We start from the raw sequence: 26715 nt of genomic DNA, 5'->3' as shown, positions 1-26715 counted from the left end.
TCGGTGAGCACCCTGTCAAGGAACACCTACTTGATCACCGGAGGGAGCGGCTTCGTCGGCTCGCATCTGGCCGACGCGCTGCTCGCCCGCGGCGACCGTGTCGTGATCTTGGATAACCTGTCCACCGGGCGGCTGGCGAACCTGCGCCCGCACCCCGATCTGCGCTTCGTCCAGGGCTCGGTCCTGGACGAGCTCGTGGTCGACGAGCTGGTCCACCAGTGCGACATCGTGGTGCACCTGGCGGCCGCGGTCGGCGTCAAACTGATCGTCGAGCAGCCGTTGCGGTCGCTGACCACCAACATCCGCGGCTCGGAGATCGTCATCGAGGCCGCGCACCGGTACCGCCGCAAGATCCTGGTCACCAGCACCAGCGAGATCTACGGCAAGAACTCCTACGGCCCGCTGCGGGAGGACTCCGACCGCATCCTGGGCAGTCCGGCCGTGGTCCGGTGGGCCTACAGCACCGCCAAGGCCGTCGACGAGATCCTCGCCAACGCCTACCACAAGGAGCGCGGCCTGCCGACGATCATCGTGCGGCTGTTCAACACCGTGGGACCCCGGCAGAGCCCGGCCTACGGCATGGTCATCCCGCGCCTGGTCCGCCAGGCGCTCAGCGGCGATCCGCTCACCGTCTACGGCGACGGCACCCAGACGCGCTGCTTCGCCCACGTGGCCGACGCGGTCGACGCGCTGCTGCGGCTGCTGGACCACGAGGCGGCGATCGGGCAGACATTCAACGTCGGCTCCGCCGACGAGATCAGCATGCTGGAGCTGGCCAAGCTGATCATCGAGCACGTCGGCTCCACGTCGGGGATCGACCTGATCCCCTACCACGAGGCCTACGAGCAGGGCTTCGAGGACATGACGCGCCGCGTGCCCGACACCGGCAAGCTCCGCGCGCTCACCGGCTGGACGCCGCGCCGCGACCTGGACGAGATCCTCTCCGAGATCATCGCCGAGGCCCGCGAGGACCTCGCGGTGTCCGCGCGGTGAACGCGGCGATCGGCCTGGCCTCCATGGCGAGCGCCTGCGTGCTGAGCGCGGCGGCCACCCCGGCGCTGAGGCGGCTCGCGCTGCGCTGGAACCTCAGCGACCGTCCCGGCGGCCACAAGGCCCACGACCACCCGACCCCCTACCTGGGCGGCCCGGCGATCGTCCTCGGCACCGTCGTGCCGACGGCCGCCGCGCTCGGCCTGGCCGACCTGCGGATCACCGCGATCGTCCTGGCCGCGACGGCGATCGCCGCGCTCGGCCTGATCGACGACATCGCCTCGCTGCCCGTCGTGACCCGCCTGACGGTGGAGTCGGTCGCCGCGGGCGGCGTCGTGCTGTCCGGCGTGCACGTCACCGTGACCGGGCAATGGGTGGACGGGCTGATCACGGTGATGTGGATCGTCGTGATGACCAACTCCTTCAACCTGCTGGACAACATGGACGGCGCCCTCGGGACGGTCACCGCGGTCACCGCGGCCTTCCTGGCCGCGGCCGCCCTCATGAGCGACCGGCCGGCGTTCGCGGTGCTCCTCGGCGCGCTGGCGCTGTCGTGCCTGGGCTTCCTGGCGCACAACTGGCCGCCCGCGAGGATCTTCATGGGCGACTCGGGGTCGCTGTTCATCGGCTTCACCCTCACGTGCTCCTCAGTCGCCGTCGAGACCGGCCGGGCGGCCGGCACGACCGCCGCCGGGCTGCTGCTGTGGACCTTCGTCGCCGTGGTCGACACCGGCGTGGTGCTGGTGTCGCGGATCCGCGCGGGGCGCTCCCCGCTGTCGGGCGGCACCGACCACCTGTCCCACCGGCTGCGCCGCATGGGGCTCGGCTCCCGTGCCGTGCCCGCGGCCCTCGGCGCGGTCGCGGCGGTGCCCGGCGCGCTGTGCCTGGCGATCGCCGTGGGATGGGTGCCCGCGCTCGCCGCGGCCATCGTCACCGGCGGCGTCGCCACCCTCCTGATCGGCCTGCTGCAGGGCGTGCCCGCCTACGCGCCGGCCGGTCCTGTCGACAACCTCGCAAAAATCACCGAAAGGCGGCGATGACCAGGTGGATCTGCTCTACTTCGTACGACTTGCGCGCAAGGGCTGGATGGTGCTCGTGCTGTCGCTGGTCCTGTCGGTGACCGCCGCGCTCGTCCTGACCGCGCGGACACCGCCGAAGTACGTCGCGACGATCACCATGATGGTCTCCGGCTACGACAAGGTGGGCAGCCTGACCACCGCCTACCAGGCCGGGATGCTGTCGACGCAGCGCGTCCAGTCCTACGCCAACCTGCTCACCAGCCGCCGCGTGGTCGGTCAGCTCGCCACCGGCGAGGACATCCCGCGGCTGCAGGACGCCATCAAGGCGGAGGCCATCCCGGCCACCATGCTGCTGCGCGCCACCGTCACCGACGCCGACCCCGTGCGGGCCGCGCGCCTGGCCAACACCCTGGGGGTCAGGTTCACCCGGGTGATCGACCAGATCGAGCGGCCCACCCGCGGCAGCCGCCCGGCCGTGCGGGTCACGGTGGTGGACACCGCCGACGTCCCGAAGGTGCCGGTCACCCCCCGGCCGCTGGTCAACCTCGGCCTCGCCCTGATCATCGGGCTGCTGGTCGCCTTCAGCACGCTCGTGCTGCGCGACCGGCTGGACACCACGGTGAAGTCCTCCGAGGCGCTGCAGGAGAGCGCCGGGAGCTCGGTGCTGGGCGTGATCGGCTACGAGAAGGACGCGCGGCACCACCCGCTGATCGTCCGGGAGAACGGCCGGTCCACGCGCTCGGAGGCCTTCCGCTCGCTGCGCACCAACCTGCAGTTCATCGGCGTCGACCGGCGACCGAAGTCGCTGGTCGTCACCAGTTGCCTGCCGAACGAGGGCAAGTCCTCCACCTCGGCCAACCTGGCGATCACCCTCGCCCAGGCGGGCTGGCGGGTGATCCTGGTGGAGGGCGACCTGCGCAGCCCGCGCATCCCCCACTACCTGGGCATCGAGGGCTCGGCCGGGCTCACCGACGTGCTGATCGACAAGGCGGCCCTCAAGGACGTCATCCAGCCGTGGGGCCCGAGCGGCCTGTCGGTGCTCCCGGGCGGCCAGATCCCGCCCAACCCGAGCGAGCTGCTCGGCTCCAACGGGATGCGCGCGGTGCTCGCCGAGCTCGTCGCGGACTACGACCTGGTCATCGTCGACGCGCCGCCGCTGCTGCCGATCACCGACGCCGCGGCGCTGGCCGCCGTCTGCGACGGCACGCTGCTGATCGCGCGCTACGGCAAGACCCGCCGCGAGCACATCGCCCGCGCCGTGGAGACGCTGGCGTCGGTCAACGCCCGCCTGGTCGGCACGGTGCTGAACTTCGCTCCGGGCAGGCGCGGCGGGTACTACGGCTACGGATACGGCTACGGGGCCGAGACCGCGCCGCGCGAGATCAGGACGCCGGTCAAGGTGTGAGCAGCCAGAACGGGACGGTGAGCGCTCCGGCGATCAGCCGTCCCGCCGCCCGGTAGGCGCGCAGAGAGCGGCCGTAGGGGTCGCCGATGTCGGGCTGGTCCACCCGGACCAGCCCGCGCCGCGTCCGGGCCTCGGCGACCAGCGCGCGGGCCCTTGGCCCGAGATCCCCATGGCGGTCCACCGCCCCGGCGGGCACGGCCCCCGTCAGCACGCCGAACTCGGCGATCGTGAAGGCCCGTCCCGCGGCGGCCGGGCACATCGCCACCGCCGCCGCCCGGTGCTCGCGCGCGGCGGCCAGCACCAGGTCCGCCGCCTCCACCATCCCGGCCGTCAGTCGCCGGGCGCGGAATCCCGCGTGGTCGCCGCCGAGCTCGGCCAGAACCCGCGCGGCGTGCCCGGTCATCGGCTCCCCCGCCAGGGCATGGGTGCCCGCGCTGGCGACCTCCAGCGCCGGACAGGGGCCGAGGGCCGACCGGGTGAGCCGCTCGGCGAGCGGGGAGCGGCAGATGTTCCCCGTGCACACGAACAGGATGCGGAACCGCGGCAGGCCGGCCGGGTCCGGCGGAGCGCCGAGGTCCCTCCAGCACCGCCGCCCGCACCCCTCATGCCCGGGCGGCACGACACCCGCCGCCCCGCCGCCGCTGCCGCCGCTCACCGCCGCCGAATGCCCCATGAGGCGACGCTAGATCGGCCCCGCGCGGCGGCCGGAGCCGACGCGCCGTCCTTGGCTCTTTCCTGCCGCGGGGCCTCGCGCCGGCGGCCGGGCGCCGCACGCGGCGGGCCGCGCGCGGCGCGATGGCGGCCATAGGAGACGCGTCCGCCCGGAGCCGGTTCAAGGAGGCGCGGCCGGAGCCGGCTCTAGGAGGCGCAGCCGCCCGGGGCGGTCGTGACGCTGGTCCGCTGCGGGCGGGCCAGCGGCTGCACCGGGGTCAGCGGCGGCTCGGCGGAGGCCGGCTCGACCAGGTCCAGTCGCACGGTGCGGGTCTGGCGAGGCCCGAGTTCCAGCAGCGTCGAGTAGACCGGATGCGAGCGTTCGACGTCGGTGGACACCTGCACGGGCACGCCGTCGACCGACGCGCCGCTCAGCTCGGCGCCGACCCCCGCGTACAGCGACACCCACAGCAGGTTGGACCCCGCCGGGTGCGTGTCCGGGCCGGAGTCCAGCCTGCCGGTCACGTAGGAGGGCAGCGTCACGGCCGGAACGTTGTTGGTCAGCCGGACCTGCACGCTGCTCGTCCGCCGCCCGTCCCGGCACGGGCCGAGCTCGTACGAGAGCGAGCGGTCGAGGTAGTAGTCGAGCTTGCCGCCGGCCGAGTTGTTGACCACCAGCCCCGCGTACGGTCCGGGCCGCCGGGGCAGCACGCCGCCGATCGCGGAGGAGGACAGGCGTCGCTGCTCGGCGTCGTGCCGGCTCCAGACCTGGATCCTGCGGTCCTCGACCATGGGCTTCAGCACGGGCAGCACCTGGGCCGGCTCGGCGAACGAGCGGGGCAGCGCCTGGCCGACGGCCCTGGCGATCGAGATGAGGTAGCGCTTGCGCTCCAGGGGGTCGGGGTAGCGGGCGTAGGCCGCGCGCTCGGTCAGGTCGACGACGTTGGCCGCGGTCACCTTCTCGCCGCCCGGCAGCGTGACCGGCCCGATGAGACCGAGGATGTAGGACAGGCCGACCGGGTCGATGGCGATCGCGCCGTCCAGCCGCCGGCCGGTCCGGCGCTCCCACAGCGCGGTCCAGGTCCTGGCGGCGTAGGGGAAGTGCGGGGAGAGGTTGGAAATGGACAGCATCTCCAGCGCGCCCGGGCCGTAGCGGGCGCGGAAGGCGCGGCCGTGGTCGGCCACGGGGCCAGGACCGGGGCCCATGCCGGTGTTGGCGGCCAAGCGTGTGACGCGGGTCCGGCCGCGGTCGGCGGACAGGATGCCGAAGGCGCCGACCAGCCCGCCGGTCCCCCGCGACTCGGCGTTGGTCTGAAAGGCCAGGAAGTAGCGGCGCGGCCCGTCGTTGCCGAGCATCGGCGGGATCAGCGCGGCCGCCGTGGCCGCGCCGCCGATCCAGCGGCGCAGGCGGTCCAGCTCGTACAGAGCGGTGCCGCGCGCCTGGTCCACCGAAGCCGCGCCGGTGCGCGCCGGGGTGGCGGCCAGCCGGGCGTGCGCCCGGGCGAGCCGGGCGGCGGCGCCGTCGAGAACCGGCGCCGCCGCCGTGAGCCCGTCCAGCAACTGGCGCATGTCGTCGGTGGAGCCAGGCGCGGCCGTGAAGAACGACGTGCCGGTCCGCTGCACCCCGGTCAGCGCCTCGGTGATCTCGGCGGCGCTCTCGGCCAGCCCCCGCACCGTCGTGGCGCCCTCACCCACCACGGGCAGGTGGGTGAGCAGCGTCCAGTCGGGCCCGCTGGTGAGGCGCCGCGCCTCGGCCGCGTGACGGCTGGCCTGCGCCAGCGTCACGGCGATCCGGTCGAGGTCGCGGGCGCTCATCACCGCGCGGAGGTGCACCAGGGAGTCCCTGGTCGCCTGCAGGTGGTCGCGGACGCCGAGTCCCAGGTGCGCCGACCATCCCGCGGACGAGACCAGGGCCAGTGCGGAGAACACCGAGCCGGCGAGGATGAGCCGGCGTCGCCGGCTAGCGCGCACCAGCGGTTCGGCGGCGCCGCTTGGAGATCACCACACCGGCCGCGCCCGCCACGAGCAGGACCACGCCCGCCCCGGCCACCGCGGCCACGGGCGCGCCGGTGAAGGGCAGGCTCCGGCCGGCCGGCTGCGCCGCGGCGTGCTCCTGGCCGCCGCCGCCCTGCCCGCCGCCGTGGTCGCCGCCGCCGTGGTCACCGCCGGCCTCGGACTCGGCGCCCTCGTGGCCGGGCCCGCCGAACTCGTGGCCGCCGTAGCCGTCGTGGCCCGACCAGTCACGGTGGCCGCCGCCGTGGTCGTCGGCGCCCTCGACGTGGAAGAGCTTGTCGGCCTTGATGATCTCGTTGTGGTCGTCGGAGTGGTGCTGCTGGTCGTCCACATTCCGGTCGATGTCGTCGACGGAATTCGCCGGCGTCTCGATTTCCTCGTCATGCTCGTGGCAATGCGGACTCGGGTGGCGGGTGACGACGTTGCTCGGCCCCGAGACGTTTCCGGCGGCGTCCCTCGCCCGCACGAAATAGGACACCTTTACACATGGCGGACGCCGGTCGATGAAGGTGGTCACGTTGCCCGGGACGCTGCCGATGAGCCGGAACGGCGAGGTGCTGGCATAGATGTCGTAGGCCACCACGCGGCCCGGCGGCGGATAGAAGGGCTTGTCGTGGGAGGGATCCCATTTCAGGATGTTGATCCAGTAATGGACCACGGTCAGCCGCAGGTTTCTCGGCGGGCTCGGCGGCTGGGTGTCGGGCTGCGCGTACGCGGCGAGTTTCAGTGCGGACGAGTGGGTCTCCACGGCCGCCATCGCGACCGATCCCGTCGCGGCGCCACCCGTGAGCACCGCTGCCAGAAGAATAGGTACCGCATGTTTCCGGGCCATTCAGGACTCCCCGATGGACAATGATTCGGGCCATAGAGACATCGCCCATCAGCAGGGCGACATGTCGATGCATCCCGTTGTATCCACGTGGGCCGAATGGCCGTGCGCCGCCGCACGCCTATTACGCAAAGATCAGTCCCGGTATTCCCCCCCTTTGCCGGACAGGAAAAGCCCCCGCCGTGGGAGGGGTGCACGGCGGGGGCTTTCCTGTCGGGGAAGGTGTCCGGTTCTTCCCGTTTCCGGGCCGGGCCGCCCCGGAGGACGGACCGGTCCGGCGGTCCGGCCCGGAGGCCGGACCGGCGGGCTCAGCGGCCGACGTTGGCGGCGTGCCCGATGGACAGGCCGCTGTCGGTGTCGAAGAAGTGGAAGTTGTGGGTGTCCACCACGAGCTCGATGTTCTGGCCGGAGCGGGCGTGGCTGCGGGAGTTGACGCGGGCCGTCCACAGCGACTTGTCGCCGACCAGGGGCAGGGCCGCGTCGTCGTCGTCACCGGTGTCCTGGGCGGCCACGGTGTCGCGGTGCTCCACCGGCGGCGCGTCGATGAGGAACAGCACGTTGATCTCGCTGCCCAGTTCCTCGGTGACCTCGACGCGGGTCGGGATGTGCGCCCAGCCGTTGGAGTGGCCCGAGGCGGAGGCGGCGTCCTCGAAGTCGGAGGGACGGATGCCGAGGATCAGCTTCTTGCCCAGGTACTGGTCCAGGCCCGGCTTCTCGGCGAAGGTCGAGTCGGGGACCGGGAGCTTGTACCCGCCGAAGACGACGGCGGCGCCGCTGTCGTCGCGCGCCAGCTCGGCGTTGACGAAGTTCATGGACGGGGAGCCCATGAAGCCGGCGACGAACAGGTTGACCGGGGCCTCGAATAGGTTCTGCGGGGTGTCCACCTGCTGGAGGATGCCGTCGCGCAGCACGCAGACCCGGTCGCCCAGCGTCATGGCCTCGACCTGGTCGTGGGTGACGTAGACGGTGGTGACGCCGAGGCGCTCGTGCAGGGTGTTGAGGGAGGCGCGCATGGAGACGCGGAGCTTGGCGTCCAGGTTGGACAGCGGCTCGTCCATGAGGAACGCCTGCGGCTCGCGGACGATGGCGCGGCCCATGGCGACACGCTGGCGCTGACCACCGGACAGGGCGGCCGGCTTGCGCTTGAGGTACTGCTCCAGGCCGAGCATCTTGGCGGCTTCCTGCACCCGCTTGGAGATGTCCGCCTTGGGCATCTTGCGAAGCTTGAGGCCGAAGGCGAGGTTCTCCTCGACCGTCATGTGCGGGTAGAGGGCGTAGTTCTGGAAGACCATCGCGATGTCGCGGTCCTTCGGCGGCAGGTGGTTGACCACCCGGTCGCCGATGGCGATCTCGCCGCCGCTGATGTCCTCAAGACCCGCGATCATGCGCAGGGCCGTGGACTTGCCGCAACCGGACGGGCCGACGAGGACCATGAACTCGCCGTCGCGGATCTCCAGGTTGAGGCCGTTCACGGCCTTGACACCGCCGGCGTAGATCTTGTCGACGTTGCGCAGAACGATATTTGCCATGGCCGTCCTTCGTGCGTCCGGGGTGCCGCCGGATGTGGATACGTTTTCATGAATCTCACCGGAACCGGACATCTCTGTCAAGCCCTTCCGGAATAGTGGCTTCTCACACTCTTCGGATGGGTCCCCCGGCTTGGCTTGCCGGTGGAACTCATGATGGAATCGTTTCCATGAGACCGATCGGGCAGCGTCGCACGACCATCAAGGACGTGGCCGAGGCGGCCGAGGTGGGCGTCGCCACCGTGTCGCGGGTGCTGTCGGGCACGGGGTCGGCCAGTGCCGAGACCAGGGAGAAGGTCCTGGCCGCCGCGGCACGGCTCGACTACCGGCCGAGCGCGCTCGGGCGCAACCTGCGCCGGCGCCGCACGGGCGGCATCGGCCTGCTCGTCCCGGACATCACCGACGTCTTCTACGGACGGCTGGCCGACGGCGTCCTGTCCTGCGCCCGGTCGGCGGGCGAGCCGGTGATGATCGGCACCACCGGCGACGACCCCGAGCGCGAGGCCCACCTCATCGGCACGCTCATCGAGGAGGGCCTGGACCGGGTGATCGCCGTTCCCTCCGGCGACGGCGAGATGTGGGTGCCGGCCCTGCGCTCCGGGCTCGGCGTGGTCTTCGCCGAACGCCCGGTGCGGGGCGCCGAGCACGTCCCCTCGGTGGTCACCGACGACCGCACCGGCGTGCGCACGGCGGTGGAGTACCTGGCCGGGCTCGGGCACCGGCGCATCGCCCTGCTGGCCCGGCACGGCCAGGCGCAGCGCGTGCGCGCGTTCCGCGAGGCGCTGGCCGCGCGGGCCGTGCCCGTCGACGAAGAGCTGATCGTGCACGCCCACGCGACGCGCGACTCCGCCTACGCCGCCGCCGCCGGGCTGCTGCAGCACCGCTCCGACATCACCGCCCTGGTGGCGGGCGGCAACCTGCTCGGCGAGGCGGCCGTCCTGGCGGCGCGCGAGCTGGACGTGCGCGTGCCGCGCGACGTGTCGCTGATCATGTTCGACGACGTGCCGTGGGCCGAGCTGTGCCATCCCCCGCTCACCGTCATCTCCCAGCCCGCGCAGGACATGGGCTACCGCGCCGCCGAGCTGGTCCTGCGCGAGGGCCGGCGCGCGCGCACGGTGACCCTGCCCACCGAGCTGATCGTCCGCGCGAGCTGCGGCCCTCGCCGCTGACCCGCCGGGCGTCCGGGTCATGTTCCGGGCATCGCCCCCTCACGTACCACCGCCAATCCCACGAAACCTTCCGGAAAACGGCATGCACCGCGGACGCGGCTCGCCGGGCGGGATGTCGCGGTAGTCCGGTATTCGCGGGTGGTGTCGCCCGAAACCTCAACTGTGCGGCATTTCTGCGTCATCCGCGGATCACGGCGGGCGCCTCACGGGGCAACCGGGCCCCGCGAGACGGCAGAGATGTGCCGCGCCGATCGCAAACAACCGTCCGAGGCGTGTCGCGGATCGCCGGCGGCGGGCGCGGCGGCTACTAGAAACCGCCCTAGAACCCGTCGCGGCGCCTTCCGGGGACACCAGGTGTGTCTCAACCGATTCCGGAACGGCCACGCGGACGTCCTGCCGCCCGAGCCATGGGCGGGGGACGACGGCGGCCGCCGCGTGCGGCCGCCTGCCGCACGCGACCCGACGAATAGGACCGAGTTGGACAGTAACCGCGCTTTTCGTGGCGCAGTCGCGGCCGTCATCGCCGCCACCGTCCTGAACGGGACGGCCGGAGCGGCCCAGGCCATCGCGGAGTCGGAGGCGACCCCCGGCTCCACCACCGTCGGAGCGGCGGAGCGGGCCGTTCCTGACACCGGACCGGCCGAGCCGGTCTCGGCGGCGCCGGACGGCGCCCGGTCGCACACCACCACCGCCTGGCCGGGGATCTCGGCCTGGTCCCTGAGCCGGCCCCGGGTGCCGGTCTGGACCCGGGCGGGCCTCACCACCGGCCTCGTCGAGGCGGCCCGGCCCGCCAAGGCGGGCAGGACGGCCACAGCCGCCAGGACGGCCATGGCGGGCCGGGCGGCCACAGCCGCCACGACGGCCGGCGCCGCCAAGAAGGCGGGAGCGGTCAAGAAGGCCGGAGCGGCGCGAGCCGCCACGACGGCCAGGGCGAGGGCCGCGAGCGGGACGGCGCGCAAGGCCGCCGTCGTGCACCGCGGGACCTGGCGGACCTCCGCGCGACCACAGATCCGCGCGTGGGCGCCCACGACGCCCAAGGGCAGGAACAAGGCGATCGCCTACCGGCTGCTCACCCAGCGGGCCTGGCCGGTGACCCAGTTCCGCTGCCTGGACAGCCTGTGGACCAGAGAGAGCAACTGGAACCACCGGGCGCAGAACCCCTCGTCGGGGGCCTACGGAATCCCGCAGGCGCTGCCGGGGCGCAAGATGGTCGGCATCGGGCACGACTGGCGGGTCAACCCCGCCACCCAGATCAGGTGGGGCCTGAACTACATCAAGGGCCGGTACGGCTCACCGTGCGGCGCCTGGGGTCATTTCCGCTCGCACAACTGGTACTGAGCCGACGGGGAGTGCCCAGGGGAAGGGCGCACTCCGCGCCCGGGGAGGCTCACCCCCGGGCGCTTCCCTCCTTGGCGGCCGTGGACTCCTTCGGCCGCGTGGCGGCCGGGTCCTGGAGTCGCGCCGAGTCCTGGAGCTGCAGGGCGATCGCCCTGATCAGCAGGTCCAGCCCGTACTCGAACGCCTCCTCGTGGTCGCGCGCGACCAGCAGAGGCGCCAGGGCGCCCACCTGGGGGAACAGCGTGGCGTCCACCTCGGCCAGGTGCCCGTCCTCAGAGTCGTGCACCGGGGCGAAGGCCGGGGTGACGCCGACCTCGCGCATCAGCGAGCCGACGAGGTAGGCGATGAACGTGCGCACGACCCTGACGGCGTCCTCGCCGGAGAAGCCGGCCTCGCGCAACGTCGCCAGCGCCCGCTCCAGGGGGAACAGCCCGGCGGGCGAGCGGACCGGGCGGCTCATCACCAGCATGGTTGAGCGCGGGTAGTCGTGGGCGATCTGCCGGACCGCGCGCGCTTGCACCCGCACCCGCTCGGTCCACGCGTCCCCGGGATCGTCGGTGAAGGAGATCTGCGACAGCACGAACTCGGCGACGGCGTCCAGGAGCGCCGCCTTGCTGCTGACGTGGTTGTACAGGGACATGGCGCCGACGCCCAGATCGGCCGCGATGCGCCGCATCGAGACGGCGTCGGCGCCCTCCCGCTCGATCAGGTCGATGGCGGCGGCGACGATGCGGGGACGGGTGAGAGGCGGCATGTGAGCATTCTTACCGGGGCGATTGACGTACGTACAGCGTACGTGCCACGCTCCAGAGACGTACGGTGTACGCCCCCCTGGAGGCCCCTGTGTCGACCCACGAGCTCTACACCATCCCCGCCGAACTCTCCACCTGGGACGTGGAGATGAAGGGGTCCACCCGGTTCACCTGGGAGTACGACGAGGGCCGCGACCGCATGCTCGCCCTGTACCAGAAGGGCAAGGACAAGCAGTGGGACTCGGTCAGGCGCATCGACTGGGGCCTTGAGGTCGACCCCTACAACGTGCTGGGGATCCCCGACCAGTCCATCGCCATCTACGACACCCCGCTGTGGCACCGCATGGACGACAAGACGCGCAAAGAGGTGCGCCGCCACGGCGCCGCCTGGCAGTTCTCCCAGTTCCTGCACGGCGAGCAGGGCGCGATGATCTGCTCGGCCCGCATCGTCGAGTCGGTGCCCGACCTGGACTCCAAGTTCTACGCCGCCACGCAGACCATGGACGAGGCCCGCCACGCCGAGACCTACGCCCGGTTCCTGCAGGAGAAGGTCGGCATCGCCTACCCGATCAACAAGTACCTCAAGTCCCTGCTGGACGACACCCTCAGCGACTCGCGCTGGGACATGCCCTACCTCGGCATGCAGGTGCTCATCGAGGGGCTGGCGCTGGCCGCGTTCGGCGTGATGCGCGACATGACCACCAAGCCGCTGCCCAAGCAGATCCTCGCCTACGTCATGCAGGACGAGGCCCGGCACGTCGCCTTCGGCCGGATGGCCCTGCGCGACTACTACAAGGAGCTGTCGCAGGCCGAGCTGCGCGAGCGCGAGGACTTCGTCATCGAGGGCTGCTACCTCATGCGCGACCGCCTGCGCGGGGTCGAGCAGTGGGAGAATCTGGGCCTGTCCCCCGCCGAGGTCGAGGAGGCCATGCGGGCCACCGACGAGTCGCAGTACCTCCAGCTGTTCCGCTCGCTGCTGTTCAGCCGCATCGTCCCCTGCGTCAAGGACATCGGGCTGTGGAGCGAGCGCCTGCAGAAGGCCTACGCCGACATGGGCGTGCTGGAGATGGCCGGGCAGAACCTCGACGCGCTGATGAAGCAGGACGAGGACATCGCCGAGCGCCTGGACGCCGAGCGCTTCGCCGCCGAGGAGGCCGAGCGCGCCGAGGAGATCGCCGAGACCATCACCCTCGGCTCCGGCGACTGACCGCCGCCCGGCGCCGTCCTCAGGCGGAGACCAGGACGAAGGCGACGGCGCCGGAGACCACGGCGAGCACGCCGAGCCAGGCCAGCAGGGCGTCCGCGCCCGCGTCGAGCGGCAGCCCCTCGGTGGCGGCCCGCTCGACGCGCCGGTAGCGCACGCGGGTCCTGGCCAGCAGCAAAGCCCCGCACAGCGCCGCCAGCACGAAGGGGACAGCGGCCCGTCCGTCCCCGGTGTGCCGGCCGGCGACGCCCGCCGCGCCGAGCCCGCCCGCCGCCAGCGCGGTGCCCGTGCGGATCCACGCCAGCAGCGTCCGCTCGCTGTGCAGGCCGGGCCGCTCCCGCGGTCCTGGCCGGGTCACCGGGTTCCCTCTATCGTCCGGGTTCCCTCTGTCGTCGGGGCCCTCCCGGTCCTCGGGATCACCCCGGTCGCCCGGGTCGTCATCATCGGTCACCCGGCATCGGTCACCTGGCATCGGTCATCCGGCGAGCAGGATGAGGATCAGCGCGAGGACGGCCACCGCCGCGACGCCGTAGCCGAACAGCGGGGCCAGGGCGAGCGGCGGGAGCGGCTGCTCATGGCGCAGCGCCCGCTGCACGTTGCGCCACCGGGGGTAGGACAGGACCGCCGCGAGCGCCGACAGCAGCACCAGCACGACGGCGAGCGACGTGCGGACCCACGGCACGAAGACGTCCCGCGGCAGGGCCGCCATGGCCACGCCGCCGGCGCTCAGCGCCAGCGACGTGCTGAGCCAGGTGAGGAACGTCCGCTCGTTGGCCAGCGTGAACCGGGGGTCCGGCTCCTTCCCCTCGACAGACATGAGGAAAGGCTAATTCAGCGCCATTCCCCCTAGAGATCTCGGGTTTTGGCCGCTCGTCAGGTGCATTCCTCGGCGATCGCCTTGAGCGTCGAGGCGGTGTCGGTCGCCACCTTCTGGGCGGCGTCCACCGCGTCGTTGGCGTCCTTGATGTTGAGGTCCTTGAACCGGTCGGCCAGGTCGCCCAGCGCCTGGTTCAGCGTGGTGTTCCCGGCCTTGTCGGCCACGTCCTGCAACTTCGCGGCCCCGTCCTCCAGAGCCTTGTCCATCGCCTTCGGGTCGTTGGCCAGGCTGGTGATCTTCGAGCCGGTCTCGGCGATGACCTTGTTGGCCTCGATGCACGCCTGTGCCTTGTCGACGGTGCTGCATCCCGTCGTGAGCAGGAGGAATCCGGTCGCGGTCGCTGCGGCGAGGGGGATGAGTCGCATGAATTCGACCCTATCCAACTCCCCGGAACCGGACGCGCGCGCTTTTCGGAAAGGTCGGATCCGGCCCGCCGTGAAGAAGGCGGCCGGCTCGGGAGCCACCGGCGGCACGCCCATCGGCGGTCAGAGCACCAGCCCCGGTCCCGAGCATGGAACCGCCGCACCGGGTAGGAGCAGGCCATGCGCACGACCTGGTCACCGAAGGTCTCCCTGCCGGTGATGCACCAGCGGTGGACCGCCCTGACGTTCATCCACTGGCGCTACCCGCCCGCCACGGTGCAGCGCCTGCTCCCCGCGGGCCTCACCGTCGAGACCTTCGACGAGGCGGCCTACGTCGGCCTGGTGCCCTTCCTCATGGAGGGCGTGCGGCCCCCCGCCGTGCCGGCGCTGCCGTGGCTGTCGCGCTTCCCCGAGACCAACGTCCGCACCTACGTCCGGGACGGCGACGGGCGCCGGGGGCTGTGGTTCCTCTCGCTGGACGCCGGGAGGCTGCCGGCCGTGCTCGCCGCCCGGGCCGGGTTCTGGCTCCCCTACTACTGGTCGCGCATGGCCGTGCGCGTGGAGGACGGCCTCTACCGGTACCGCTGCCGCCGCCGCTGGCCCGGCCCCGCCGCCGCCCGGGGCGACGCGGACGTCGAACTCGGCGCGCCCCTGACCCCGGACGAGCGGGACGAGCGGGTGAGCTTCCTCACCGACCGCTACCGGCTGTTCAGCGTCGTCGCCGGCCGGCTGGTCCACGCGGAGGTCGAGCACCCTCCCTGGCCGCTGCGCCACGCGCGGCTCCGCCACCTGCGCCAGGACCTCGTGCGCGCCGCGGGGCTCCCCGACTCGGGCGAGGCACCGCTGGTGCACGCCTCCGCGGGCGTCGCGACGCGCATCGGCATGTGGCGCCCGCCGCGGACCGCCGCGCCCGGCCACCTGCACTAACATCGCTACCCATAGGGGGGTCGAATGGGTCACTGTGAAGACATGACGATCAGGGCTGAGGCGGAGCCGCGCACGCCCGACGGGTGCGAGGAGTGCCTGGCGGAGGGCCGGCGCTACGTCCACCTGCGCAAATGCGTCGAATGCGGCCACGTCGGCTGCTGCGACTCCTCGCCCGGCCGCCACGCGACCCGGCATTTCGAGCAGACCGGTCACCCGGTGATGCGGTCCTTCCAGGACGGCGAGGAATGGCTGTGGTGCTTCGTCCACGAGACGGTGGGCATGTCACACCTGGCCCGATAGCCGCGCACCGCGGCAGACCCGGCGAGGGCCGGGCGCGGACGGGCGGGGTGAGCCGCCCGCGGGCGTCGGGGGGCGCGGTCAGTCGCGCGCCAGGGTGGCCTCCTCGTAGTCGAGCTCCATGGTGACCCGGCGCAGCACCTCGTCGTCGATGCGGCGCTCGTCGCGCATGCGCACCAGCACCGACCGCTCCGCCTCCAGCATCTCGCGGCGCAGCCGGCGGTACAGGGAGCTCGGCGTCTCCTCGCCCTCGGGGCCGACGCCGCCGCCCAGGCGTTCCCAGGCGCCCATCGCCCGGCGCTCGGCCTGCACGCGCAGGCGGTCGACGACGTCCGCGTGGGTCTCCAGCACGCCTTCCTTGGTCAGCTCGTCCAGCCGCGCCAGCGCCGCGCCCGCCGCCGCCTGCTGGGCCGCGGCCTCGGTCAGGTTGTCCCGGTAGACCTCCTGCTCGCTGGAGACGCCGAGCTTCCTGATCAGCAGGGGGAACGACAGGCCCTGCACCAGCAGGGTGGCGATGACGACGACGAACGTCAGGAACAGCACCATGTCGCGGGCCGGGAAGTCGGCCGGCAGGGCGAAGGCCGCGGCCAGCGACACCACGCCGCGCATGCCCGCCCAGCCGATCACCGCCACCGACGAGGCGGGCGGCCGCTGCTCCCGTTCGCGGATCTTGCGGAACAGCACGCGTGGCAGGTAGGTGCTGGGGACGACCCAGACGACGCGGGCGACGACCACCGCGGCGAAGACGGCGACCGCGTACCCGGCGACGTGCCAGGGGTTCTCCCCGCGCAGCCCCTGCAGAATGAGCGGGAGCTGCAGCCCGATGAGCAGGAAGACCACGATCTCCAGGAAGAAGTCGAGCACCTTCCACATCGAGTGCGAGACCAGCCGCGTGCCGTAGCTGGTGCGGTTCATGCGGTGGCCGAGCAGGATGCCGACCACCACGACCGACAGCACGCCCGAGGCGTGCACCGCCTCGGCGGTGAGGTAGGCCACGAACGGCACCAGCAGCGAGATCGTGTTGCTGATCAGCGGGTCGCGCAGCCGGCCGAACACCCTGCCGACCAGGAACGCCAGCACCAGGCCGATGGCCAGCCCGACGCCCGCCGCGTACGCGAACTGCCCGAAGGCCGCGAGCGGGCTGACGCCCACGCCGACCGCCGCGGCCACCGCCACGCGGTAGGCCGTCAGCGCGGTGGCGTCGTTGAACAGGCTCTCGCCGACGAGGATGGTGATGACCTTGCGGGGCAGGCCGAGCCTGCGCCCCACGGCGACGGCCGCCACGGCGTCCGGCGGGGCGACGATGGCCCCGAGCGCGAACGCCGCCGCCAGAGGGATCCCGGGGATCAGGGCGTGCACGAGCAGGCCCACCACGGCCGCCGTGAACAGCACCAGGCCCACCGACAGCAGCCCGACCGGCCGCCGGACGGCGCGAAGGCGCAGGTAGGAGCTGTCCAGCGCGGCCGAGTACAGCAGCGGCGGCAGGAAGACCAGCAGCACGATGTCGGGGTCGAGACGGTACTCGGGGACGCCGCGGAACTGGGAGGTGACCAGGCTGGCGATGAGCCCCGCGAGCACCAGCAGCAGCGGCGTGGGCCAGCCGCGCCAGCGGGCCACGGCGGCGACCCCCAGCGCGCCGGCGGGGAGCAGCACGAGCTGAAGCGCCGTCGTAATGTTCATCGTCCCAAAGGATATGCCGCGCGGGATCCCTACCAGTCGCGGCCGGTCTCCTGCGGGTAGGGGCGGCCGTGCTCGTCGGTGCGCGGCCGGCCGTCGGGCCGCACCCGCTCACCGGTGGTGAACATGTTGTCCTGCACGTACGGGCGCGGCAGCTCCGGGTCGGTGGAGTCGGCCGGGCGCTGCCCCATGGCCCCGAGACCCAGCGGATCCGAGGGGTCCACGGCGGCCTGCGAGGGCAGGTGCGGGTTGTCGCCGTAGCCGCCGCCCGGCGCCTCGGCCCGGTAGGACCCCTCCGGCCGTCCGCCGGGCGCCTGGCCGAACGGCAGGGAGTCGTTGACGATGAGGTTCTCCGGCGGCACCGCGTCCAGGTCGCCCGCGCCGTAACGGGCCCCGCCGTACTCGGCGGGCGGCGGGTACTCGCCCGTGGAGCCGTAGCCGGCCGGCGGCGCGGAGTAGTCCAGCGGCGGAGTGGCGTACCCGCCCGGGCGGCCGTACTCGGCCGTCACGCCGTACTCGGGCGCGGCCCCATAGGTGGCACCGGGGGTGTAGTCGGGCGAAGCGGCCCCCGAGGGGTAGTCGGAGGAGGCGGCGTAGCCGGACGAGGGCGCCGCACCGTACTCCGCCGCGCCCGCGGGATCGGAGCCGCGGGCGTAGTCAGTCCCCCGCCCGTACTCGGCGCCGCGTCCGTACTGGGTGCCGGCCCCGTACTCGGTTCCCGCGCCGTACTCGGCGCCGGCCCCGTACTCGGTCGCCGCGCCGTACTGGGCTCCCGCGCCGTAATCGGTTCGCGTGCCGTACTCGGTCCCGGCGCCGTACTCGGTTCCCGCGCCGTACTCCGCCGCGGCGCCGCGGCGGGCGGGGCCGCCGCCCTGGACGGCCGGGCCGGCCGGGCCGGCGCCGCCGGCGTGCTCGTGCGGGCCGGAGTGCTCGCCGCGCGCGCCGAAGTCGCCACGCGCCGCCGGGTCGGCGGGCGCGCCGTACTCGGCGCGCGGGGCGCCGCCCGCGGGCGGGACGTAGTCGGCCTGGTAGGGCGGGAAGCCGGAGGGAGGGGTGTAGTCGGGGTGCGCGGCGTACTCCGCGGCGGCCGGTTGGGGGCCCGTGCTCGGCCCTGGCCCGGGGAGGTGATGGACGGACGGCACGGCCTGGTGGGGCACCTGGGGCAGGACCGTCCCGAAAGGCTGCTCAGGGCGCGCGGACAGGCCGCCTCCCCGCCCCGGGAGCTCGCCCGGCGCGAGACCGGTGGGGACGGGATGGTCGGCGGAGGCCGGATGGCCGGCCTCGGGACGGTAGCCGGCCCGCGCCCCCAGGTCCGGCGCGGCGTACTCGGGGCCCACCGCGTACTCGGAACCCGCCGGGAGATCAGGGCCGGCGGGGAACTCGGGGCGGGCGGGGTGACCGGCGCTCGCCGGGTACCCGGGGCCCGCGGAGTGACCGGGATCGGCGGGGTACTCAGGGCTCGGGGAGTAAGCGGGGTGCTCGGGGTGGCCGGAGGCCGCCAGACGGTCCGGATGGTCGCCGCGGGCCGGGTAGTCGCCCTGCGGGACCTGGGCGGGGTAGTCCAGGCCCTGGGTCGGGTACTCCGCCTGCGGCGCCTGCTGGGCGTACGGCGCGTGCTCTGCGTGCTCTGTGTGCTCGGCCTGCCGGGCCGCCCGGGGCGCGGGCCTCGAGGGACGGCGGCCGCCGTGCGCGTCGTCCGCGCCCCGGCGGGGACGGGGGGCGACGAGCTTGTCCGGGACGGGCGCCGCGCCGCGCGCCACGAGCACGTCGCTCGGGCTCAGGGAACCCACGGGGCCGGCGACGTCCTCACGCGGGTAGCCCTGGGCATGGTCGGGCTGCCCGTCCGGATAGGAGTGGGGGTCGGCGTAGCCGTGCTCGTCGGGGTAGGCCTGGTCGTCGGCGTAGTGGTCCTCGTCGGGGTAGCCGTCCTCGGCCGGCACACCTGCGGGCCTGGCATACTGCCCGGTGCCCGGGTACTGGGGGTACTCGGCGTCCTCGGCCTCGTCGCCGTAGTCCTCCTCCCCCTCGGCGTACTCGCCGCCCGCCTCCGCGTACCCCTCGTCGAGCGTGTCCAGCAGACGCCCGACGTCCTCCATCGGCATGCGGAAACTGGCGGTGCACATCTCGCCCCGCCAGAGACTGAGGACGAGCGTGCCGTCGTGCCAGGTGACCCGGAGCACGCGCTCCTGGCCTCGGGCGTCGAAGAACACCTCACCGAACGACGGCAGTGGGACAACTTCCGACATGGCAGACATCGTGCTTTAACCAGCCTTTATTCGTCCACTCAACCTCAAGAAACCCTACCGAACCGTACATGTCGCCGTCATGGCAGACCCCGTTGGTCACAGCTCGCACACTGGCCCCAGAAGCGGGCAGGCGAACGGCGGATCGCCCTTGACCCCCCGAGACCCGGCCCCGCCAGTCTGCCACGCCGTCCGCGACCGGGGTTCCGGAATGCCGAGATGGACCCGGAACGCGCCGCGGGTCGGCTGGGCGCTCCGGGCACGGCGACCCCCGTGGGGCCGGTAGCGTTGCATGCCGTGCTCGACGACTCCCTCAGCGCCCTCGAAGGCGTCCCCGACGACGTCACCGGCCACGCCCCCGGCCGCACGACCGGCCACGCCCGCGACGCCGCCGCCCCCGGGGAGAACGGCTCAGGCGGGGACGACCTGGACGGACACGACGCCGGGTACGGCGGGCACCCGGCGTCCCGCGCGGGCGACTCCGGGGAGGAGTTCGGGAACTCCGAGGACTCCGATGACTCGGAGGAGGACTTCGAGGACCTCGAGGACTTCGAGGAGGAGGAAGACCTGCCGCCCGTGGGCGAGCTCCTGCGGGCCGCGGTCACGGGCGTCGGAGGCGCCGAACGGCCTGGCCAGGTCGCCATGGCGGAGGCCGTCCGGCACGCCATCGAGCACGACGAGCACGTCGCGGTGCAGGCGGGCACCGGTACGGGCAAGTCCCTCGCCTACCTCGTGCCGGCGGTCAGGCACGCCATCGAGTCCGACAGCGCCGTCGTCGTCTCCACCGCCACCATCGCCCTCCAGCGCCAGCTCGTGGACCGCGACCTGCCCCGGCTCGCCGCCTCACTCGCCGACCATCTGCCCCATGAGCCACAGTTCGCCATCCTGAAGGGCAGAAGAAACTATCTCTGCCGCTACAAGCTGACCGCCGCCTGGCCGGACGACGAGGGCGACCAGCTCTTCGACCCGCGCGAGGTCAGCGCCACCGGCCGCATGGTCCAGCGCATCCAGGAGTGGGCCGAGGAGACCGAGACCGGCGACCGCGACGAGCTGGTGCCCGGGGTCAACGAGCAGGCGTGGCGGCAGTTCTCCGTCAGCGCCAAGGAGTGCCTGGGCGCGCAGCGCTGCCCGAGCGGCGCCGAGTGCTTCGCCGAGCAGGCCAGAGAGCGCGCGGGCCAGGTCGACGTCGTGGTCACCAACCACGCCCTGCTGGCCATCGACGCCATGGAGGAGTTCGCCGTCCTGCCCGACCACGACGTCGTCGTGGTGGACGAGGCCCACGAGCTGGTCGACCGGGTCACGAGCGTCGTCACCGACGAGCTGTCCGACGTCACGGTCTCGGCGACCGTGCGCCGCGTCGGGCGGCTCATCGAGCAGGGCATCGCCGACCGCCTCCAGGAGGCGGGTGAAGATCTCAAGGCGCTGCTCGCCGCCGCGCCGCCGGGACGGCTGGACCAGCTCCCGCAGGTCCTCGGCGTGACGCTGTCGGTCCTGCGGGACGCCGCGTTCGCGTGCCTCACCGCCATGGGGTCGCGCGGCGGAGACGGCTGGGGCGGCGGGCGCGACAAGGACGATCCCGAGACGGCCGGGCAGCGCAAGGCGGCCTTCACCGCGCTGGACGACGTGCACGACACGGCCGTGCGCATCCTGGACGCCTTCGGCGGCGACTCCGAGGTCGACCGCGCCGAGGTCGTGTGGCTGGAGGGCGCCACCGAGCGCCGTCCCGCCGTGCTCAAGGTCGCGCCGCTCAGCGTCGGCGGGATGCTCCGCGACAAGCTGTTCGCCGACCGCACCGTCATCCTCACCAGCGCCACGCTCGCCCTCGGCGGCACCTTCGACGGCATGGCCCGCCAATGGGGCCTCGGCCCTGCCCGCCCGGCCGCCGCCCCCGACCGTCCCGCCGGCGAGGAAGATCTGCGGCCGGCGCCCACGGCCGAGAGCGGTCCGGCGCGATCGGCCGCCGAGCGGCAGCAGTCCTCCGAGACGGCGGAGCGAGGTCCCGACCGGCAGGGCGCCCCAGGGCAGAGCCGAGAGCTAGGCCAGGAGGACGCCCCTGGCCAGGGCCGAGAGCCCGGCCGGCAAGGCGCCACAGGGCAGGGCCGAGGGCCCGGCCAGGAGGGCGCGCCAGGCCAGGGCGAAGGGCCGAAGCGCAAGGCGTGGACCGGCCTGGACGTCGGGTCGCCGTTCGACCACGCCCGCAGCGGCATCCTCTACATCGCCCGGCACCTTCCCCAGCCGGGCCGTGACGGTCTGCCCAAGGAGTACCTCGACGAGATCGCCGAGCTGATCGAGGCCGCAGGCGGGCGCACGCTCGGCCTTTTCTCCTCCATGCGGGCCGCCAAGGCCGCCACCGAGGCGCTGCGCGAACGGCTCGGCGTGCCGCTGCTGTGCCAGGGCGACGACTCGACCTCCCTGCTGGTCAAGCAGTTCGCCGAGGACCCGGCCACCTGCCTGTTCGGCACCCTGTCACTGTGGCAGGGGGTCGACGTGCCCGGCCCCTCGCTGAGCCTGGTGATCATCGACCGCATCCCGTTCCCCCGGCCGGACGACCCGCTGGCCTCGGCCCGCCAGCGGCACGTGGCCGCACGCGGCGGCAACGGGTTCATGGCCGTCGCCGCCACCCACGCGGCCCTGCTGCTGGCCCAGGGGGCGGGGCGGCTGCTGCGCGGCCAGGACGACAAGGGCGTGGTGGCCGTGCTCGACCCCCGCCTCGCGACCGCCCGCTACGCCGGCTTCCTGCGCGACTCGCTGCCGCCGTTCTGGGCCACCACCGACCCCCAGAAGGTCCGCGCCGCCCTCCGCCGCCTCACCACCACCCCGTCATAGACCCCGCCCCCACCCACCCAACGACGACCCCGGCGCCCTCCCACGCCGCCCGCCGCGAACCCGGACCACACGGCACACGCACCGCTCCGCCGTCAGATGCACCGTTCCGCCGTTTCAGAGCACAGAAGCGAAAAGACGCGCCCGATCGGCCCGTCTCCCTTCGCCGCCGCCCCGCCCCCACCCGGGGCGCCGCGGCGGCGAGAAGCAGGACGGCGGCACCGGCGACCTCCTGCGGCGCCCGACGTGGGAACGGGCGGGATGCGCGCCTTTCGCCGTCAGGCGTACGGTTCGAGGCCTGGACGCTTGGGGGTGACGGTGTCGCCCGAGGAGGTGCCGCGCAGGCGGCGGCCTACCCATGGGAGCAGGTGCTCGCGGACCCAGAGCCGGTCCTCGCGCAGCTTGGCCCTGCGGTCGACCTGCTCGCGGGGCGGCCAGATGTGGCGCCAGTCGTCCTGAGAGGGCACCCCCAGAACCTCGCAGACCTTCGCGGCGACGAAGCGGTGGCCCTCGGCGTTCATGTGCAGGCGGTCCTCGCTCCAGGCCCGCCAGTCGCGCAGCGCCTGCATCGACCACTGGTCGACCAGGTGACAGCCGTACAGGTCGGCGATGGACCGGACGTGCAGGTAGAACACCGCGCACCGGCCGCGCACCTGGCGCATCAGCGGCGTGTCGCGCGGGTCCACACCGGTGAACAGCACGACGTCGGCGCCGGCGCCGCGCAGGTCGCGGACGGCCCGCGCGAGGGTCTTGGCCATGCGGTCGGGGTCGGCGCCCGGCCGCAGCAGGTCGTTGCCGCCCGCGCACAGGCTGACCAGGTCGGGCTTCAGCTCGATGGCGGCCGGCACCTGCTGCTCGACGATCTGGTCCAGCAGCCTGCCCCGCACGGCGAGGTTGGCGTACCGGAAGTCGGGCCGCAGCGCGGCGAGCCGCTCGGCCACGCGGTCGGCCCAGCCCCGGAAGTGCCCGTCGGCGCCGGGGTCGTTGAGCCCTTCGGTGAAGCTGTCGCCGATCGCCGCGTACGAGGTGTACGGGCTGCCGGACGAGTGCGGTTCCGTCGTCACCGTGCGTCCTCCGCGATGGCGCGCAGGGCCAGCTCGTAGGAGCGAAGCCCGAACCCGGCGATCGTGCCCGTGGCCACCCCGGCGACGACCGAGGTGTGCCGGAACTCCTCGCGGGTGGCCGGGTTGGTGATGTGCACCTCGACCAGCGGGGCGGTGCGCTGGGCGATGGCGTCGCGCAGAGCGTAGGAGTAGTGGGTGAAGGCGGCGGGGTTCAGCACCACGGGGATCGCGCCGTCGGCGGCCTCGTGCAGCCAGGAGACCAGCTCGGCCTCGTCGTTGGTCTGCCGGACGTCGACCGACAGCCCGAGCTCCCTGCCGGTCTGGCGGCACAGCGCCTCGAGGTCGGCGAAGGTGTCCGCCCCGTACACCTCCGGCTCGCGCGTGCCGAGACGCGACAGATTGGGACCGTTGAACACGAAGACCGTTCTCATCTCACCTTCGCCGCCTGCTCGTACCCGTCAACGCCGCCGCCGAGATCGGCACGCTCCCCGCGAACCCCGGCCGAGCGACCCTCCGCGCGGACGCCGCCGTCCCCCGTCGAGCGACGCTCAACGCGGACCCCGCCGTCCACGGCGGAGTGACATTCGGCGCGGACCCCGCCGTCCTGGGCCGAGCGACGCTCCGAGCGTGTCGTCCGCGTGCCCGCCGTCATCGCGCGATCTCGCGGAACGCGGCCTCCAGCAGCTCCTCCGAAGGATCCTCCAGGCGGGTGACCTCGGCCACCTCGTCCAGGATCACGAAGCGCTGCCGGGCCCCGCGGTTCTTCTTGTCGACCCGCATGTGGTCGCGCAGCTGGGACCACACCTCTGAGCGGTAGGCCGTCGGCAGCCCCACCGAGGCGAGGATCGAGCGGGTGCGCTCGACCAGCCCCACAGGCGCGTGCCCGGCCAGCCGCGACAGCTCGGCGGCGTAGACCATGCCGATGGACACGGCCTCGCCGTGCCGCATGCGGTAGTCCTCGACGCGTTCGATGGCGTGGGCCAGCGTGTGGCCGTAGTTGAGGATCTCGCGCACGCCCGACTCGCGCAGGTCGGCCCCCACGACGTCCGCCTTGACCTGCACCTTGCGCTCGATCAGCTCGCGGGTGTGCCGGCCCTCGGGCGTCCGCGCGCCCTCGGGGTCGTCCTCGACCAGCAGCAGGATCTCCGGGTCGGCGATGAAGCCGCCCTTGATGATCTCGGCGAGACCGGCGACGTAGTCCTCCCGGGGCACCGACACCAGCGTCGCCAGATCGCACAGCACCCCGGCCGGCGGGTGGAAGGAGCCGACGAGGTTCTTGCCCTCGGGGGTGTTGATGCCGGTCTTGCCGCCCACCGCGGCGTCCACCATGCCGAGCAGGGTGGTGGGCACCTGCACGACCTTGACGCCGCGCAGCCAGGTGGCCGCGACGAACCCGGCCAGGTCGGTGGTCGCCCCTCCGCCGACGCCGACGACGGCGTCCGTGCGGGTGATCCCGTGCCGGCCGAACGCCGACCACAGCTCGGCGGCCACGTCGACCGACTTGGCGCGCTCGCCGTCGGGGACGGGCAGCGGCACGACCGTGTGCCCGGCCGTGGACAGGGCGCCGCAGACCGGGCGGGCGATCTCGGGAAGGCCGGCCGGATGCACCACCGCGACCGTGCCGACGCCGTCGCCCAGCAGGCCGGGCAGCTCGGCGAGCACCCCCGTGCCGACGACCACCTCGTAAGGGCGCTCGCCCTTGACCGTGATGCGGGTGCTCGTCATGCCGGCAGCCCCTTGACGATCTCGTCGGTGATCTCTTCGGGCGTGCGGCCGTCGGTGGCCACGATGAGCGAGGCGAGCCGCTCGTAGACCGGGCGGCGTTCCTCCATCAGCCGCTTGAGCTGACTGCGCGGGTTGAGCACCAGCAGCGGGCGGGCCTGCGCCAGGCCGACGCGCTGGACGGCGTCGGCCAGGCCGACCTGCAGGTAGACCACGGGGTGCCCCGCCAGGAGCTCCCGGGTCGCCTCGCGCAGGATGGCGCCGCCGCCGAGCGACAGCACGCCGTCGTGCTCGGCGAGCGCCCGGCGCACGGCCTCGGCCTCCAGCTCGCGGAACCGCTCCTCGCCGTCCTCGACGAAGACGTCGGAGACGGGCTTGCCGGCCACGGCCTCGACGTCCTCGTCGGTGTCGCGGAAGCCGGCGCCCAGGCGGCCGGCCAGCAGGCGGCCGATGGTGGACTTGCCCGACCCGGGCGGGCCGATGAGCACAGCTCTGGGAGAGGTCACTTGATCACCATCGACGACAGGTAGCCGGAAAGGTTGCGGGCGACCTCCTCCACGGAGTCGCCACCGAACTTCTCGACGGCCGCGTCGGCGAGCACCAGCGCGACCATCGCCTCAGCGACGATACCGGCGGCGGGGACCGCGCACACGTCGGACCGCTGGTTGATGGCCTTGGCGGCCTCGCCGGTGCGCACGTCCACCGTCGACAGCGCGCGGGGCACCGTGGAGATCGGCTTCATGGCGGCGCGCACCCGCAGCGGCTCGCCGTTGGTCATGCCGCCCTCGACGCCGCCCGCCCGGTTGGTGATGCGGCGCACACCCTCGGCGGTGTTCTCGATCTCGTCGTGGGCCTGCGAGCCCCGGCGGCGCGCGGTCGCGAAGCCGTCCCCGACCGCCACCCCCTTGATCGCCTGGATGCCCATGAGCGCCCCGGCCAGGCGCGAGTCCAGGCGGCGGTCCCAGTGGACGTAGCTGCCGAGCCCGGGCGGCAGCCCGTACGCGATCACCTCGACGACCCCGCCGAGCGTGTCGCCGTCCCTCTTGGCCGTGTCGATCTCTGCGATCATCGCCGCGCCCGCCTCGGCGTCCAGGCAGCGCACCGGACTTTCGTCCACGGCGGCCAGATCGCCGGGCATGGGGATCATGCCGTCCGGCGCGTCGGCCGTGCCGATGGACACCACGTGGCTGACGATGTCGACGCCGAGCGCCTGCTTGAGGAAGTTGCGGGCGACCTGGCCGAGGGCCACCCGGGCGGCCGTCTCGCGGGCGCTGGCCCGGTCGAGGATGGGACGGGCGTCGTCGAAGCCGTACTTCTGCATGCCCGACAGATCGGCGTGCCCGGGACGCGGACGCGACAGCGGCGCGTTGCGGGCCTGGGCGGCCAGCAGGTCGGGATCGACCGGATCGGCCGCCATCACCGTCTCCCACTTGGGCCACTCGCTGTTGCCGACCCTGATCGCCACGGGGCTGCCGAGCGTGCGGCCGTGGCGCAGGCCGCCGACGATGGTCACCTCGTCCTGCTCGAACTTCATGCGCGCGCCGCGGCCGTACCCGAGGCGGCGCCGCGCCAGGGCCTGCTCGACGTCGGCGGTCGTGACCGCCACTCCGGCGGGCATCCCTTCCAGAATCGCGACGAGTTCAGGGCCGTGGGACTCACCTGCGGTCAACCAGCGCAACATGATGACAAGTCTTCCATGCACGGCCCACTGCCCTCACCCCGCCGTCCACCATGTGATCACGCGCCGCTCACGGACCGGCGGGACCAGGCACGCCGCACCCACCCTCCACCATGGACCACGTACCGGTCAGAGGGACGCGAGACCAG

At 73.2% G+C, this 26715-nt stretch carries 24 protein-coding genes; 9 read left to right on the top strand and 15 right to left on the bottom strand.

Going from position 1 to position 26715, the window contains the following annotated elements:
• The first annotated feature begins 3 nt into the window (after positions 1-3).
• From ABZT47_RS11685 to ABZT47_RS11675, 3 genes are read left to right on the top strand one after another with little or no spacing between them, the layout of a single operon-like run.
• A complete protein-coding gene (locus ABZT47_RS11685; protein WP_354839255.1) occupies positions 4-993 on the top strand; it encodes an NAD-dependent epimerase/dehydratase family protein in 990 nt (329 codons plus the stop codon).
• The gene (locus tag ABZT47_RS11680) at positions 990-2030 is read left to right on the top strand and encodes an MraY family glycosyltransferase (protein ID WP_354839252.1); all 1041 of its coding nucleotides are present in this window, start codon (positions 990-992) and stop codon (positions 2028-2030) included. The genes ABZT47_RS11685 and ABZT47_RS11680 overlap by 4 nt, the downstream gene beginning before the upstream one ends.
• A gap of 4 nt (positions 2031-2034) precedes the next feature.
• Positions 2035-3414, top strand: coding sequence for a polysaccharide biosynthesis tyrosine autokinase (locus tag ABZT47_RS11675; RefSeq protein ID WP_354839249.1), 1380 nt, complete (start codon positions 2035-2037; stop codon positions 3412-3414).
• Here ABZT47_RS11675 and ABZT47_RS11670 read toward each other — a convergent pair.
• The 4 genes from ABZT47_RS11670 to ugpC all read right to left on the bottom strand — a co-directional run bounded on the left by ABZT47_RS11670 (position 3404) and on the right by ugpC (position 8436).
• The gene (locus ABZT47_RS11670; RefSeq protein ID WP_354839246.1) at positions 3404-4087 is read right to left on the bottom strand and encodes a hypothetical protein; all 684 of its coding nucleotides are present in this window, start codon (positions 4085-4087) and stop codon (positions 3404-3406) included. The two genes, ABZT47_RS11675 and ABZT47_RS11670, sit on opposite strands and share 11 nt — an antisense overlap.
• A 185-nt stretch (positions 4088-4272) precedes the next feature.
• Positions 4273-5994 (bottom strand): DUF4012 domain-containing protein, encoded by a 1722-nt coding sequence (locus tag ABZT47_RS11665; RefSeq protein ID WP_354839243.1) that lies wholly within the window; start codon positions 5992-5994, stop codon positions 4273-4275.
• A gap of 31 nt (positions 5995-6025) precedes the next feature.
• A complete protein-coding gene (locus tag ABZT47_RS11660; protein ID WP_354839240.1) occupies positions 6026-6910 on the bottom strand; it encodes a hypothetical protein in 885 nt (294 codons plus the stop codon).
• A gap of 305 nt (positions 6911-7215) precedes the next feature.
• Positions 7216-8436, bottom strand: coding sequence for a sn-glycerol-3-phosphate ABC transporter ATP-binding protein UgpC (gene ugpC / locus ABZT47_RS11655; RefSeq protein ID WP_354839237.1), 1221 nt, complete (start codon positions 8434-8436; stop codon positions 7216-7218).
• A gap of 167 nt (positions 8437-8603) precedes the next feature.
• Here ugpC and ABZT47_RS11650 point away from each other — a divergent pair, with 167 nt between their 5' ends.
• Positions 8604-9602 (top strand): LacI family DNA-binding transcriptional regulator, encoded by a 999-nt coding sequence (locus tag ABZT47_RS11650; RefSeq protein ID WP_354839234.1) that lies wholly within the window; start codon positions 8604-8606, stop codon positions 9600-9602.
• Positions 9603-10079: 477 nt separating this feature from the next.
• Positions 10080-10940, top strand: a complete 861-nt coding sequence (locus ABZT47_RS11645; protein ID WP_354839231.1) for a hypothetical protein — start codon at positions 10080-10082, stop codon at positions 10938-10940.
• Positions 10941-10989: 49 nt separating this feature from the next.
• On the opposite strand, the gene ABZT47_RS11640 is transcribed toward ABZT47_RS11645, so the two are convergent.
• Entirely contained in the window at positions 10990-11694 is a 705-nt protein-coding gene (locus ABZT47_RS11640) for a TetR/AcrR family transcriptional regulator C-terminal domain-containing protein (protein WP_354839228.1), read from the bottom strand.
• A gap of 89 nt (positions 11695-11783) precedes the next feature.
• On the opposite strand from ABZT47_RS11640, the gene ABZT47_RS11635 reads away from it, so the two are divergent.
• Positions 11784-12899, top strand: a complete 1116-nt coding sequence (locus ABZT47_RS11635; RefSeq protein ID WP_354839225.1) for a ferritin-like domain-containing protein — start codon at positions 11784-11786, stop codon at positions 12897-12899.
• A gap of 19 nt (positions 12900-12918) precedes the next feature.
• Here ABZT47_RS11635 and ABZT47_RS11630 read toward each other — a convergent pair whose 3' ends face one another.
• Genes ABZT47_RS11630 through ABZT47_RS11620 form a run of 3 tightly spaced genes read right to left on the bottom strand, consistent with a single transcriptional unit; the run spans position 12919 to position 14138 of the window.
• Complete coding sequence (locus tag ABZT47_RS11630) at positions 12919-13347, bottom strand: DUF202 domain-containing protein (protein WP_354839222.1); 429 nt, start codon at positions 13345-13347, stop codon at positions 12919-12921.
• 24 nt (positions 13348-13371) lie between these two features.
• Entirely contained in the window at positions 13372-13713 is a 342-nt protein-coding gene (locus ABZT47_RS11625; RefSeq protein WP_354839219.1) for a DUF202 domain-containing protein, read from the bottom strand.
• A 56-nt stretch (positions 13714-13769) separates the two neighbouring features.
• On the bottom strand, positions 13770-14138 hold the full coding sequence (locus ABZT47_RS11620) for a hypothetical protein (RefSeq protein WP_354839216.1): 369 nt from the start codon (positions 14136-14138) through the stop codon (positions 13770-13772).
• A gap of 177 nt (positions 14139-14315) precedes the next feature.
• On the opposite strand from ABZT47_RS11620, the gene ABZT47_RS11615 reads away from it, so the two are divergent.
• Both ABZT47_RS11615 and ABZT47_RS11610 read left to right on the top strand, forming a co-directional pair.
• Entirely contained in the window at positions 14316-15062 is a 747-nt protein-coding gene (locus ABZT47_RS11615) for a DUF2071 domain-containing protein (protein WP_354839213.1), read from the top strand.
• A 42-nt stretch (positions 15063-15104) separates the two neighbouring features.
• Entirely contained in the window at positions 15105-15362 is a 258-nt protein-coding gene (locus tag ABZT47_RS11610; RefSeq protein WP_354839210.1) for a UBP-type zinc finger domain-containing protein, read from the top strand.
• 78 nt (positions 15363-15440) lie between these two features.
• Here the strand turns inward: ABZT47_RS11610 and ABZT47_RS11605 are convergent, their stop codons facing one another.
• Both ABZT47_RS11605 and ABZT47_RS11600 read right to left on the bottom strand, forming a co-directional pair.
• A complete protein-coding gene (locus ABZT47_RS11605; protein ID WP_354839207.1) occupies positions 15441-17039 on the bottom strand; it encodes a Na+/H+ antiporter in 1599 nt (532 codons plus the stop codon).
• Between the two features lie 29 nt (positions 17040-17068).
• Positions 17069-19282 (bottom strand): hypothetical protein, encoded by a 2214-nt coding sequence (locus ABZT47_RS11600; protein ID WP_354839204.1) that lies wholly within the window; start codon positions 19280-19282, stop codon positions 17069-17071.
• 294 nt (positions 19283-19576) lie between these two features.
• Here ABZT47_RS11600 and ABZT47_RS11595 point away from each other — a divergent pair, with 294 nt between their 5' ends.
• Complete coding sequence (locus ABZT47_RS11595; protein WP_354839201.1) at positions 19577-22105, top strand: helicase C-terminal domain-containing protein; 2529 nt, start codon at positions 19577-19579, stop codon at positions 22103-22105.
• A gap of 275 nt (positions 22106-22380) precedes the next feature.
• Here the strand turns inward: ABZT47_RS11595 and ABZT47_RS11590 are convergent, their stop codons facing one another.
• The 5 genes from ABZT47_RS11590 to aroC form a co-directional block, all read right to left on the bottom strand.
• Entirely contained in the window at positions 22381-23166 is a 786-nt protein-coding gene (locus ABZT47_RS11590) for an SGNH/GDSL hydrolase family protein (RefSeq protein WP_354839198.1), read from the bottom strand.
• Positions 23163-23597 carry a type II 3-dehydroquinate dehydratase gene (gene aroQ / locus ABZT47_RS11585; protein WP_354839195.1) on the bottom strand — a complete coding sequence of 145 codons (435 nt, stop codon included), beginning with the start codon at positions 23595-23597 and terminating at the stop codon, positions 23163-23165. Before aroQ ends, ABZT47_RS11590 begins: the two co-directional genes overlap by 4 nt.
• A gap of 217 nt (positions 23598-23814) precedes the next feature.
• Positions 23815-24891, bottom strand: a complete 1077-nt coding sequence (aroB, locus tag ABZT47_RS11580; RefSeq protein WP_354839192.1) for a 3-dehydroquinate synthase — start codon at positions 24889-24891, stop codon at positions 23815-23817.
• Positions 24888-25394 (bottom strand): shikimate kinase, encoded by a 507-nt coding sequence (locus tag ABZT47_RS11575; RefSeq protein WP_354839189.1) that lies wholly within the window; start codon positions 25392-25394, stop codon positions 24888-24890. Before ABZT47_RS11575 ends, aroB begins: the two co-directional genes overlap by 4 nt.
• Complete coding sequence (gene aroC / locus ABZT47_RS11570; protein WP_354839186.1) at positions 25391-26569, bottom strand: chorismate synthase; 1179 nt, start codon at positions 26567-26569, stop codon at positions 25391-25393. Before aroC ends, ABZT47_RS11575 begins: the two co-directional genes overlap by 4 nt.
• Positions 26570-26715: the final 146 nt, after the last annotated feature.

Source organism: Sphaerisporangium sp. NPDC005289 (assembly GCF_040607455.1).
GTDB lineage: Bacteria > Actinomycetota > Actinomycetes > Streptosporangiales > Streptosporangiaceae > Sphaerisporangium > Sphaerisporangium rhizosphaerae.
This window is presented reverse-complemented; position numbering and strand designations above follow the sequence as displayed.